Annotated in this window: 4 protein-coding genes; all 4 read left to right on the plus strand. The window is 61.4% G+C overall.

Going from position 1 to position 14082, the window contains the following annotated elements:
- Positions 1–136 precede the first annotated feature (136 nt).
- The 4 genes from ACYQ1P_RS08255 to ACYQ1P_RS08270 all read left to right on the plus strand — a co-directional run bounded on the left by ACYQ1P_RS08255 (position 137) and on the right by ACYQ1P_RS08270 (position 13902).
- Positions 137–1873 (plus strand): peptidase domain-containing ABC transporter, encoded by a 1737-nt coding sequence (locus ACYQ1P_RS08255; RefSeq protein WP_460019869.1) that lies wholly within the window; start codon positions 137–139, stop codon positions 1871–1873.
- Complete coding sequence (locus ACYQ1P_RS08260) at positions 1870–4059, plus strand: peptidase domain-containing ABC transporter (protein WP_460019870.1); 2190 nt, start codon at positions 1870–1872, stop codon at positions 4057–4059. Before ACYQ1P_RS08255 ends, ACYQ1P_RS08260 begins: the two co-directional genes overlap by 4 nt.
- A 39-nt stretch (positions 4060–4098) precedes the next feature.
- Positions 4099–5460, plus strand: coding sequence for an HlyD family type I secretion periplasmic adaptor subunit (locus ACYQ1P_RS08265; protein WP_460019871.1), 1362 nt, complete (start codon positions 4099–4101; stop codon positions 5458–5460).
- 75 nt (positions 5461–5535) lie between these two features.
- Positions 5536–13902: a hypothetical protein gene (locus tag ACYQ1P_RS08270; protein ID WP_460019872.1), complete on the plus strand. Its 8367-nt coding sequence runs from the start codon at positions 5536–5538 to the stop codon at positions 13900–13902.
- The last annotated feature ends 180 nt before the right edge of the window (positions 13903–14082 follow it).

Consider the following 14082-nt stretch of genomic DNA (forward strand, 5'->3'; position numbering starts at 1 on the left):
TGGAGGATTTTTTCGTTTTAATTCCCGTTGAATTATAAGTCATTCCGGCGTGAGAATAATGTAGACAAGACGTCCCGGTCGAGGTTACTCGAAAGAGGGCGCGTCACATTATCGAGGATCGGAAATACTGAAACCAATGGCTGCCCCACATCAAAGCCGCGCCAAGGATGGCCGTCGTTCGGTCCGGCTGGGGCAATTCAGTCGGTTGGGCCGGGTCATGCCGCAGTTGATCCTGGCCTCGCTGGCGATCAATCTGCTTTCCCTCGCTCTGCCCCTTGCGTTGCTCCAGGTTTATGACCGGATTATTCCCAACAGTTCCCTGAGCACCTTGTTGATTTTGGTGGTTGGCGTGGCCGTCGCCCTGCTTCTGGAGTTGCTGTTACGGATCGCCCGGTCTGAAATCACATCCTGGGTCGGTAGCCGGTTTGAACATATGGCCGGTTGCGCCGCCTTTCGCCATATCCTGCATTCGCGCATTGATGCGTTCGAGCGAGACGGCGCGGGCGTGTCCATTGAGCGATTGGCGGGCCTGCGCACGGCCAAGGAATTCTATGCCGGTCAAGCCCTGGTGGCGCTGCTCGATCTGCCTTTCGTGGTAATTTTCCTGGCGCTCATCTGGTTGCTCGGCGGCCCCGTGGTCTATGTGGCCGGGGGGATGTTGGTTTTGTACCTTTTGTTCACAATGGTCCAGGCCAGTGCCCTGAAACGGACCATTTTTGACCATACGACCCTGCGTGACCGCCGACTGAGCTTTTCCATCGAAGTCTTGAGCGGCGTCCATACGGTCAAATCCATGGGCATGGAAGCGCAGATGGTGCAGCGCTATGACCGGTTGCTGGAATCTGTGGCCGGAGGAAGCCGCGCCGTGGCCTACCGTAATGCCGCGACCCTCAATATCGGCACCTTGATCTCGCAACTGGCGCTGATCGCCGTTGTCGCATATGGGGCGACGCGGGTGATCGACTTGCAGATGACCGTCGGCGCGCTGGCCGCCTGCACCCTGCTCACCGGGCGCGCCATGCAGCCCTTGCAGCGGGCCGCCGGGTTCTGGAGCCGTTTTCAGACCATCCGTTTGGCCCGTCAGCGGCTGCGCGCCATTTTCAGTTTGCCGAGTGAGCCCCATTCCGATCATCCCGCCGCCGCCGAATGGCGCGGCGCATTGGAACTGAAGGATGTGCATTTCCGCTATGGCGAGGACGGGCCGGTGATCCTGTCCGGGGCCAGCCTGGCCGTCGCGCCGGGGGAATGCATCGGCATCAACGGCATCAACGGGTCGGGCAAGACCAGTCTGCTGGCCTTGATGCGCGGCACATTAGTGCCGGACTCGGGCGAGGTCCTTCTGGATGGACGGTTGATTTTCGACTACGAAACCTCGGAAGTGCGGCGCAGCGGCATTGCCTATCTGCCCCAGCAGGGCGAACTGTTCAAAGGCACCTTGCTGGAAAATATGACCATGTTCCGCAAAGGGTTGACCGGCAAGGCGCGTGAATTGGCCCGCGAACTGGGGCTCGATCAGGTGGTCGCCAAGCTGCCCGGCGGATATCACACCATGATCGGCGATGCGGGCGAAGACGCCCTGCCGCGCGGCATCCGTCAACGGGTGGCCATTGTCCGCGCCCTGGTCAACGATCCCAAAGTGGTGCTGTTCGATGAGGCCAACACGGCCATGGACAGCAACGGCGACATGCGCCTGCGGGCCTACCTGGAGCAACTCAAGGGGCGAGTGACTCTGATCATCGTGTCCTCGCGCCCGTCGCTGCTCAATCTGGGCGACCGGCGCTTCGACCTGACCGAAGGCCAATTGATCGAAAAACATGAAGACGGTCCGAAAGATGTGCGTCCCAACGATGCGGCGCAGAGGGTCCCGGCATGAGCAATAATGCGAAAATCCGGGCCGAACAGGACTTCGCCTGGGGCGACATGGCGGAGCACCAGAGCCTCAGTGATGAACAGATTCTTTCCGGCCAGTTGGGCGGCTTCAAGGCGGCGACGGATCTCGCGGCCTGCCTGCTGCCCTTGTTGCAGGCTCTGGGCTGGGAAGGCTACCCGCGCCATATTTCCGAATCCCTGCCGCATTTTGCCGATTCCCTGGATTTAACCGATTTGTTGAATGTGCTGGCCCATCACGGCTATGCCAGTCAGCAGTTCCGGTCCTCCCTCGGTAAAATCGATTCCCGCCTGTTCCCCTGTCTCTACCTGCCGGATCATGGCATGGCCCAGGTCGCGCTGGAACGGCGGGGGAAATCGGTCCGCGTCTTCGATTCCGCGACGCGCACCTACCGCGACGAAAGCAAATTCAAGGGCAGCGGCAGAGTCTTTGTCTTCCGGGCCGAAGACCTCAAGGAACAGACGGGGCAGGGCGCACAGACCTCGTTCGTCTATGACATCGCGTTGCGCTTCCGTCGGCTGATTATCCGCGCCCTGGCGGCCAGCTTTTTCGCCAATCTGCTGGTTCTTGCCACGCCGTTATTCATCATGGGGGTCTATGACCGGGTGGTGGCCAGCGGCTCGCTGTCCACGCTCAGCTTCATGGTCATCGGTGTGGCCGTCGCCCTGCTCGGCGACCTTGCCCTGAAAAGCCTGCGCGCCAACCTGATCGCCCATATCGGCGCGCGGATGGATTATCTCATGGGGCGGGCCATTTTCCGTCGCCTGCTGTTTCTTCCGCCTGCCTATACGGAAATGGCCAACGCCAACGCCCAGGTGGCCCGGCTCAAGGATTTTGAGAGCATCCGGGAGTTTTTTACCGGACCGTTGGCCACGGTGATGCTGGAAGGTCCCTTCGTGCTGATCTTTATTGCCGTGATGGCGATGATCGGCGGCAGCATCGCCTTTGTCCCGCTGATTGCCCTGCTGATTTTCGTCGCCATGGCCGGACTGTTTGCACCGATCCTGCATCGCAAAATCGGCGAGGCGGCGCGGGCTGAAAGCCGCAAACAGGAATTTCTGGTCGAAGCGTTGAGCAAAATGCGCACGCTGATGGATACCGGGGCCGAGGACATCTGGTATGACCGTTATCGGGAACTGTCGGCCCAGGCGGCGCTCAAGGGCAACGACAGCGCCCGCCTGTCTTCCCATGCCGCCGCCATCGCCCAGACCTTGATCATGTTGGCCGGGCTCAGCACCTTGGCCTGGGGGGTTTTCAAATCCTTGGAGGGGGAAATCTCGGTCGGTGGCTTGATTGCCTCGATGATCATGGTCTGGTGGATTTTGCGGCCCATGCAGACCCTGTTCTTGACCCTGACCCAGGTCGACCAGATCGCCTCCTCGGCTAAGCAGATCAATGCCCTCATGCGGCTTCGTCCGGAGCGCGAGGAAACGGCCCGGGTCATCCCGCTGGAAGAAATGAAAGGCGCGGTCAGCCTCGACCGGGTCTCTCTGCGCTACAAGGCGGAAGCCAACCCGGCGCTGATTGGCGTCTCCCTGGCCGCCGAGCCGGGCGAGGTGGTCGCCCTGGTCGGCCCCAATGGCTCGGGCAAGTCGACCCTGCTCAAGCTGATTGCCGGGATTTACGCCCCACAGGCGGGCACCGTGTCCTTTGACGGCATCGACATTCGCCAGCTCGATCCCATCGAACTGCGCCATCATGTGGCCTATGTGCCGCAGGAATATCATATGTTCTTCGGCACCCTGGCGCAGAACCTGCGGCTGTCCCACCCGACGGCGACCGATGAGGAACTGCGCTGGGCCTGTGCCCAGGCCGGTGTGCTCGACGATATCGAGGCGCTGCCCGACGGCTTTAGGACCCGCGTCGGCGATGGGCGTTCGGACATGCTGCCGTCCAATTTTCTGCAACGCATCTCCCTGGCCCGCGCCTATTTGCGCCGTGCGCCGATCCTGCTCCTGGACGAGCCGGTCAATGGCCTGGATTTCGAGGGTGACCGCCAGTTCATCAAGACGCTGGAAGCCATGCGAGGCACCACAACTGTGTTCCTCGTCACACACAGACCGAGCCATTTGCGCTATGTTGACAAGGTTGCCGTCCTTGACGGCGGCATGGTGCGCATGTTCGGTCCGGCGGAACAAGTCCGCAAGCGGATTCCTGAAGGTTTGTTCTGATGAGAGGCCCCCTATCGCAGTCAAGCGGAATGAAATGAGATGACGGACGCAACGATCGATCAGGCAGGACAAGAAATCACCCTGGTGCGGTCCAAGCGGCAACTCCGATTCCTGGGTCAGAGCGCGCTGCTCGAAGAAGCGGGCGTGTCTTTGATGTCCAATGCCATGATCGTCATCATCAGCGCCGTGCTGTTCGGCTTCATCGCCTGGGCGCATTTCACCGTCGTCGATGAGATCGCCGTCGGCTATGGGGCCGTGGTGCCTTTGTCCTCGGTGCATGTGATTCAACATCTTGAGGGCGGCATTGTCCTTGAAATTCCGGTCAATGAGCGGCAACTGGTGGAAAAAGGCGCGCCGTTGATCCGCCTCGACCCGACCCAGGTGCAATCGGATCTGGATCAGACACGATCCCGTGCGGCGGTCCTGAAACTGCGCGCCGAGCGGCTGCGTGCCTTGGCCCAGGGCCGCGAGCCGGACTTCTCCGCCTTCGGGCCGGAATATGCCGCCTTGGTGGTCGACCAACTGCAAATCCACCAGGGCGCGATCCAGCGCTATGATTCCCAAATCCGGGTGTTCGAAGAGCAAGAGGATCAAAAAACCGAAGAAATTCACGCCGTCCGCCAGCAACAAGCGGCCCTCCAGCGTCAGATCACGCTCTACGGTGAAGAACAAAAAATGCGGCAGGAACTGTTCGACAAGGGGGTGGGCTCGAAGCTGCGGGTGATCGAAATCAAGCGCGAGGTGGCGGCGGCGGAAAATGAAATGAGCCGCCTGATCGGGCAGGAGCGCACGGTGCTCAAGGAATTGTCCGAGGTCAAGGAACGCATCTCCGATCTCCATCGCACGCAGCAGGAAAACGCCCTCAACGAAATGGGGACGGTGACCGCTGAACTGGCCCAGGTGAGTGACTCCCTGCAACGGATCGAGGACCGCCTGCGCCGCTTGGTGGTCTACGCGCCGGTCACCGGCATCGTCCAGAATCTGCAATACCGGACCGTGGGCGGCGTGATCCCCGCCGGAGGTCAGGTCATGGAAATCGTCCCGGTGGATGATGAATTGCTGGTCGAAACCCGCATCAGCACCCGTGACATCGGTCACGTGAAAGCCGGTCAGGCGGTCACGGTGAAGGTGACCAGTTTCGATTTTGCCCGCTATGGGGCCATGGAGGGCGAACTGGAATCGGTTTCGGCCACCACCTTTATCGACGAACAATCGCAGCAACCCTACTACAAGGGCATGGTCCGGCTGCGCAAAAACTACGTGGGCAACGACGCCAAGAACAACATCATCCTGCCCGGCATGACCGTGCAGGCGGATATCGTGACCGGCAACAAGACCCTATTGGAATACCTGTTGAAGCCCATTTACGTGTCGCTTGAACAGGCTTTCCACGAACGTTGAGATCTGCACGGGGGCGCTTTTGCCCCATTGGCAGAGGCCCCAATGGCAGAGGCCCCAATGGCAGAGGATTGAGAAATGGCTGAGGAACAGAACACCCAGAACGCGGTCGATGCTTCCGAGGAATTGTATCTTGAAGGCAAAGGCTTCCAGACCCTGGAGGACGGCGAACAGCAAGACCTCAGCAGCCCCGCGCCGGATGGCGATGTGATGGATAGCGCCTCAATCCAGAGTGCACCCCGCGAAACTTTTGAACAGATAGTCGAAAACCTGGTGCAGGAAGGCGAAGCCCAGCAGCAAACGTCGGAAGTCACGCGGGAAACCGTTGACCCGCAGGCCGTCGACGGGGAAGTCTCTCCCTATTTCGTCGGCGAACCGCTCGAAAGTCCGGAACCGGATGACGAACCGGTGGAACAGCAGAGCTTCCAGCCGACAGCACGCGATCCGCAAGAACCCCGGCCCACGACCGATACGCCGTTGCCTGAAGAACCGACGCTCGTCGGGGAGGGGCCCGATCCGGAAGCCCCCGCTGCGAGCACCGCGACTGAATCTGCGTCGGACTCGCCGCCGCCAGATGAGTTGCCGCTGGATGATCCAGACGCCCAGATTCCCACTCTGACCATCGACATCCAGGATGGCTGGGAAGACCTGCCGCTGAAACTCGATATCAGTGCCAATCTGAACGATAGCGACGGGGCGGAAAGCCTCAGCATCACCTTTAATGACGTGCCGGACGGCTTCGGCTTCAGCGACAGCGCGGGCAATCCCTATCCATCGAATGGCAGTGGCTCCTGGACCTTCTCCGCCGGTCAGTTGGATGACCTCTATCTGACCCGCCCGGAACATTTTTCCGGCGATGTGTCCTGGCGCATTCAAGCCACCGCCACCGAAATCAACGGCAAGATCGCCTCGATCAGCGAGGATGTGACGGTCACCGTCGAGGCCATCGCCGATGCGCCCAATCTGGCCGCCCAGGACGTGGCCGGGATGGAGAATAGCTGGATTGATCTGGATGTCACCACCTCCCTGGTCGATACGGACGGCTCGGAAACCCTGGGCGCGGTCTATATCGCCGACCTGCCCGCCGGGGCCGTGCTCAATCACGGCACTCTGACCACCGAAGCGGTCACCGATGGGGATGTGACCATCCCGGCCGGGGCCTGGAAAGTGGATGTGGCCGACCTGGGCGATTTGAAAGTTCAGCCGCCGAGCAACGATTCCACCGACTTCAATCTGCGCGTCTGGTCGACGACCATTGACGAAACCTATCCGGGACTGCCCGGCAGCTCTGCGGACAGCGCCATCAGCGGCCCGGAAACTTTCCTGGTCGATGTGTCGGTGCTGGCCCCGACCGTCGGCGGCAGCGGCTCCGGCGATGAAGACACCTGGGCCGATGTGGATCTCACCGCCTCGGTGACCGCCGCCTCGGGCGACGAGACCCTGACTGTTTATGTGGAAGACCTGCCCAATGGAGCCGAAATCCGCTTGGCCGATACGGGTCAGGTGCTGACCCCCGATGCCGATGGCCGCTACGACGTGAGCGGCAACCTGGATAATCTTCAGGTGCATTGGACCACCGGCAATCTGGATACGGATATCACCTTCAACGTCCGCGCCCTGGTCACCGACGACGACGGCAACCCTCTGGAAGGTGCGGCGGGCGATTCTTCGACCCCCACCAGCAACACCGATTGGAACGAGGCCGTGACCTCGGTCACCGTGACCATCGACGCGGTGGCCGATGCCCCCGATCTGGCGGCCCAAGACGTGGCCGGAATGGAAAACAGCTGGATTGATCTGGATGTCTCGGCCAGCCTGACCGATACGGACGGCTCGGAAAGCCTGGGCAGCGTCTATCTGACCGGCATTCCCGATGGGGCATCGCTCAACCATGGCACGGAACTGACCGGCAGCGTCACCCTGCCCAACGGCACCCCCTTACCCGCCGGGACCTGGGTGGTCGATCCGGCGGATCTGGCCGACCTCAAGATTCTGCCGCCGACCGATGACTCCACGGACTTCACGGTTCAGGTCTATGGTACCAGCACCGAAACCGACGGCGGCGACAGCGCCGTCACCGGCCCGGTGGATTTCCTGGTCGATGTTTCCCTGCTCGCCCCCACCGTCGGCGGAAGCGGCGCGGGCAACGAGGACACCTGGATCAATGTGGATCTGAATGCCTCGATCACGGCGGCTTCAGGTGATGAGACTTTGACCGTCACCGTGGAAGATCTGCCCAGCGGGGCGGAAATCCGCCTCGCCGATACGGGCCAGGTGCTGACCCCCGATGCCGAGGGCCGCTATGACGTGACCGGCAACCTGGATAATCTTCAGGTCCGTTGGACCACGGCCCATCTGGATACGGATATTGAATTCAATGTCCGCGCCCTGGTCACCGACGACGACGGCAATCCGTTGGAAAGCGCGGCCGGGGATTCCTCGACCCCAACTTCCGGGACCGACTGGAATCAGGCGCTTTCCGCTGTCAGCGTCACCGTCAAGGCGGTGGCTGACGCGCCGACGCTGAACGCCAGCGCCGTGGGTGTGGAAGACAAATGGTTCGACCTCAATCTGGACTCGCAATTGGTCGATCAGGACGGCAGCGAAAGCCTGAGCCTCTCGGTTTTTGACCTGCCCGCCGGTGTGACCCTCGGGGTCGATGATGGCAATGGCGGCGTCACCCCGCTGACCCCCGATGCATCCGGCCATTATGATGTGACCGGTTTGACGGACAGTCTGAAACTGCTTGCTCCCGCCGACAGCAACAGCGATTTCACCCTCAAGGTGAGCGCCACCAGCACCGAAGCCGCCACCGGAGATCAATTGGCCGTGCAGACGGCGACCACCACCAAAACCGTCGCCGTGCAGGTGTTCGGCGTTGCGGATACGCCGTTCGTCAATGTGGATGAAGTCCCCAAAACCATCGACGAGGACACCTTCTATAATCTGCGCGATACCTTGCAGGTCGACGCGGGCCACGATGCCGCCAATGCGGTCAACGGCGGCACCGGCGAGGCGGGCTATGTGGCCGCTGCCTCGGCCAGCGCCGATGGTTCGGAAAGCTTGATGTTCCGCATCACGCCGAAGGACTATGCCACCGACGGCCAACGGCTGGCGATCAGCGATGACGCGACCATCAGCAGCACCGAAATCATCACTCCGCAGACCGATGCCTCGGGCCAAGTCTATTGGGAAGTTTCCGCCGCCGATGTGTTTGCCGGCAAGGTCTATGTGGGCGGCGCGGCCAACTGGTCGAGCCCCAGCGGACAGGATTCCATTCAGTTCGATATCGTCACCATCGCCACCGAAGACGATGCCAACGCCGATGACTCGGCCCTTGAGGGCACCGGCCTGACTCGCCAGGGATCGGCGACCAGCAGCACCGAGACCCTGACCCTGGTCATTGATCCGATAGCCGACAAAACCATTGTGACTGCCACAAACACAGGCAATGAGGATACCGCCATCCCGGTTTCGCCGACCTTTGTGCTGGCCGATGCGGACGGCTCGGAATCGCTGATTGGCGATGTGGTGATTCAGACCAACGACACCGACCTGTGGCTGACCGGGAAGCTGTTCTATGACGGCGATCAACTCACCCCGAATTACAACACCCAGACCGGCATGTTTGAATATCGCATTCCGGTCGAGGACTTGACCGATACCAGCGGCAACGGCACCGCCTTCCGCCTTGACGGCCTGACCTTCGAACCGGCGGAACATTCGGGCAATGACGTGACCTATCAGGTCCAAGTCACCACCCGCGATGTGCATGGCGACGTGACCCATACCACCACCGCCGACGGGGCCATCCATGTCTATGGCGTGGCCGATTCCCCCATTGTGCTCATTGATCCAGACGGCGACGGCATCAGCAACAGCCAGGTCACCGGGGCCGAAGACAACTATATCCACCTGGGCCTCGACGCCCAGTTGGTCGATGCGGACGGCTCGGAAACCCTGGTCAGTCCGCAGTTGCGCAATGTGCCCAGCGATTGGACCGTCGGCTATCTGGATGACCAGGGCCAGTTCACCCAGGCCAACAAGAGCGGGTCCAACTGGAACCTCACCCTGAGCAAACTCGATCAGGTGGTGGTCCGGGCCCCGACCGATTCCGACGCCGATGCCGCTAACCTGGAATTCCGCGTCACCGCCCGCGAAGGCAGTGATTACGCGGTGCGCACTGCCACCAGCAGCACCACCTTTACCGTGGTGGTCGATGCGGTGGCCGATACCCCCTCGATGATCGTGAAAAACGCCCGGGGCAACGAAGATACCCGGATTGAGTTGGATATTCGCCCGACCCTGGCCGATACGGACGGCTCTGAAAGCCTGACCGTGTTCCTCGGCGGGGTGCCGGACGGCGCGTCCTTCTCTGACAGCAGCGGCAATGCGGTGGGCACCCGGGTCAGCTTTGATGGCGACGGACAGCCGGTGGCCGATGCCGGGGAGGCGGTCTGGATGTTCAGCGCCACAGAAGTGGACGACTTGTTCATTCAGCCGCCACAGGATTCCAATGTGGATTTGAGCCTGACCGTCACCACCCGCGCCACCGAGGCGGCCAACCTGGACCATGCGGAGACCGTCGGCACCCTCAATGTGGTGGTGCGCGGCGTCTCCGACGGGCCTTTGATTCCCGATCAGTTGATCGATTCCCAGGGCCGCCTGATGGCCACTGGCGACGAGGACAACGCCATCAACCCGCTGTTCGAGCAATATGGCACCCAGGATATCGACGACTCGGAAACCCTCTCCATCGTCCTCAAGGACATCCCCGACGGGGTGGACGTCTATATGACGGCGGGCAACGAGTCCTTCATGAAATATATCGGCGGCGGCAAATGGTCCATCGACCCGGACCATCTGGGCGATGTGCGCATTGCCGCGCCGGGCGACTTCTCCGGTGAATTCGACATCGGGATCGACCTCATCACCACAGAAGACGACGGCCATACGGCAGCCCAATCGCGCCTGCTGCATGTCACCGTCGAGGCCGAAGCCGATACCCCCAGCGTCACCCTCTCCGCGTCCTCGACCGAGGATCTTTGGGGGGCGGGGGTAACCGTTTCCATTTCGCCATCGGTCAATGACACGGTGGCCGGAACCGAGGCCGCCGAAACCTTCACCGGGCTCTCCGTGAGCCTCAACGACGACGCCATTGGTCTGCCCAACGAGGCGGATGTGCAGTTCACCTTCCGCGGCGTGGCCGTGGGCGACAGCCTTGATTTGAGCGGGCAGGATCTGGCCGACTATCTGGCCGATAAATCACTGCTCAAGGTCACCGGGATGCCCGAGGACTGGTCCGGCGACCTTCCCATTTCCGCCACCGCCACGGCCACCGATGCCGACGGCTCGACGGCCAGCAAGACCGTCACCACGGTGGTCAAGTTGCAGCCCGATGCCGATGCCCCGACCTATAGCCTGACCGGGGCCGTGGACGGCACGGTGGGCAGCAGCCTCGATTTGGGCCTCAGCCTGACGCTCAATGATGCGGACAATTCGGAAAGCGTCTATCTGATCGTCGAGGGGGTGCCCAATGGCGTCGAATTGAACCAGGGGTTCAATAACGGAGATGGCACCTGGACCGTACTTTATGATCCCAGCAACCCGACGGCCTTGACCGCGACCTCATCCTATAGCGGTGAGGCCACCCTGACCGTGCATCCCTATGTCATCGACCTGGATACCAACGGCGATCGGGATACCTATTTCGACAACGCGGGACTAACCGTGGATCTTCGCTTCGATCCGTCGGGCGGCGGCACCGGTTCCGGCCCGATCACCCCCACCGGCGGGATCGTTGTCGATCCGCCGCAGGTCACCGTCACCCCGGTTTCCGGCACCGAAGATCATTCGGTTGTGTTGGACATCTCCGCCGTGGCCAATGGGGCGGGCGACAGTCTGGTCGGTATCGTCATTTCCGATCTGCCCAGCGGCAGCACCCTGTCCGGCGGCTATTACAATCCGCTGTCCGATAGCTGGACCATTGACCCGGCCAATCTGGGCAACGTGAGGATTACTCCGCCCCAGGATTATGCCGGGGAACTAACCCTCGATATCAAGGCCGTGGCTAGCGAAGGCGGGGTCTATGAAACCCTTAACCTGGACGATGTGGTGGTGGCCGAACTGGCTCCCGACGCGGATGGCCCGTCGATCTCCGCTTCCGTCGGCTCCGGGGCAACCCTGATCGAGGATCATGACATTCCGCTCGATATCGCCCTCGGCCTGCGCGATACGGACGGTTCGGAAACCCTGGGCGCGGCGGTGACCATCGACGGCCTGCCCAGCGGCGCGATCCTGATTGATGGCAACGGCCAGGCCCTTACCGTCAACGGCGACGGTTCCTACACCCTCGATAGCGCGGAACTGGGCGATATCAGCTTCCGCCCGCCGACCGATTACCACGGCACGGTGACACTGAGCATTACCGCCACCAGTCTTGATTCGGTCACCCTCGGCGGGGCGACGGTTACCGATACGGCCAGCACCACCAAGAGCCTCTCGTTCACTCTGGCCGCAGACGCGGACACCCCGACGGTGGATGCCAATGATGTATCGGGTAGCGAAGACACCAGCATCGCCCTCGACCTGACCGCCGCGTCCCAGGACGCCATCGGCGGTCTGGGCAGCTATAACTCGGAATATCTGTCGGTGGTCATCGGCAATGTGCCTGACGGAGCCGTTGTTTCCGGTGCGTTCAATAACAATGATGGCACCTGGACCGTCAAGGGGGCCAATGTCAACGCCGAAACCGGTGCCATCACCGGCGTCTCCCTGCTGCCCCCGGAAAACTACTCCGGCGATTTGGCGCTCACTCTGACCGCCTACAGCCTGGAACCGAGCAACAAGGATCTGGCGGAATCGAGCACCAATTTCACGGTGCATGTGGGCGGTGTCGCCGACATGCCGGAAATGGATCCGGCGGCGGTCAGCGGGGTCGAGGATCATCAGATTGCCCTCAACCTCAATGCCTCGCTCTCGGACAGCAGTGAGTCCCTGAACATTTCCATCACCGGCGTTCCGAACGGAGCCTCGTTCACCGATGGCAATGGCCAAACGGTTGGCGACTCCTGGGGCGGCGGGGTCTGGACCTTTACCGCAGCCCAGGCGGCGACGCTGCATTTCGTGGCTCCGGCCCATGCCTCGGGGACCTATACCCTGAACGCCTTTGCCTCCTCCATTGATGGCGGCTCGGTGGCGACCACCCAAAGCATGTCCTTCTCCATCACCGTCACCGGCGAGGCCGATACCCCGACCCTGACGGTCAACGATGCTTCGGGTGCCGAGGACAGTCTCATAGCCGTGGATTTGTCGGCGGCTCTGGTCGATACGGACGGCTCGGAAACCCTCCAGGTCATCATTGAAGGGGCGCCGGACAATTCAGTCTTCGTGACCTCGACCGGCACGGTGGTGCAATCGGGCGACGGCAAATGGTACTTCGATGCCGATCAACTGAATAATCTGAAAATCCAGACGCCGGACGACTATAACGGCCAGGTCACCCTGACCGTCACCGCCCAATCGACCGAAGGCGGCACCACGGCCGCCACCACCCAGACCCTGACCCTGGATGTGACGGCGGTGAATGATGACCCGACGGCCCAGGTCACGGCCACGTCCCAATCGGTGGTCGGGGCCATCGACCATCCGATTTTCGTCATTCCCGATGCCGATTTGATCGGCCAACAGGTGTCCTTTGCCGATGTGGACGACACGGCGGTCACCCGCATGGAGATCAGCATCGACAACGGGGCCTTGATGGGCGACAGCCTGGGGCTCAAGGGGATCGACCTGGGCACCGGAGCCACTGGCAATCTGGTGGTGGATGGCACCGACATCACGGTCACCTACAACGCCGATCTGCAAACCCTCAGCTTCGAGGGGGAATCCGATTTTGCCACCTATGCCGATCTGGCTGAAAAGGTTGTCTTTACCAACCTGACCGCCGACATGGAGCCCGGTGATCGCAATTTTTCCATCACCATCTATGACGACGAAGGCGGCAGCGGGTCGGTCACCACCCATGCGACCATTGGCGATGTGTCCGGGGGCATCGGCGTGCATCTCAATGACGGTGCGCGCCCTGAAGTGATGTGGAGCGAGGATGGCGCGGCAGCCACCGGCACCAGCGACGGCGACCAGTTCGTCTATCACTATGGAGATGGGTCCTGGTCGGTCTCCGGCGGTTCGGGCATTGACGAGTTGTTCATCATGAACCAGGACGGGCTGGGGGGTGACTGGTCTATCAATCAGATGGATTCCAACACCTTCGCCATTGCCGGTCAGGATCACGCCAGTTGGATGATCCATATTGATCAGGGAAGCGTCGATCTCAACGCCAGTTCACCGACCGAGTTGGCCTTCAATGGCGATGCCTCAGGCTCCATCGAACTGGAAAATGGGGCCGTGGTTCAATTCGAGGATCTGGACAAGATTATCGTCTAGAGTATCCGTCCGCAGAGAAATTGAAGCGAATGAGGCGAATGCGATTCATCGGCCTTGTCACCCTCTGGGGGACAAGGCCGATGTTGACGACAGGCCATCGAGGGTTCCATGACTGCTGCCAACTTCTCCAGGCGGATGCCAATTGGGGGTCACGGTAACCCGGCATCTATGTCAAACCGG

It is taken from the genome of Magnetospira thiophila (assembly GCF_054657015.1).

What these genes read in the sequence shown, in the direction of transcription:
- ACYQ1P_RS08255 (WP_460019869.1), top strand. Translation starts at nt 137, where the DNA reads ATGGCTGCCCCACATCAAAGCCGCGCCAAGGATGGCCGTCGTTCGGTC.
- ACYQ1P_RS08260 (WP_460019870.1), top strand. Translation starts at nt 1,870, where the DNA reads ATGAGCAATAATGCGAAAATCCGGGCCGAACAGGACTTCGCCTGGGGC.
- ACYQ1P_RS08265 (WP_460019871.1), top strand. Translation starts at nt 4,099, where the DNA reads ATGACGGACGCAACGATCGATCAGGCAGGACAAGAAATCACCCTGGTG.
- ACYQ1P_RS08270 (WP_460019872.1), top strand. Translation starts at nt 5,536, where the DNA reads ATGGCTGAGGAACAGAACACCCAGAACGCGGTCGATGCTTCCGAGGAA.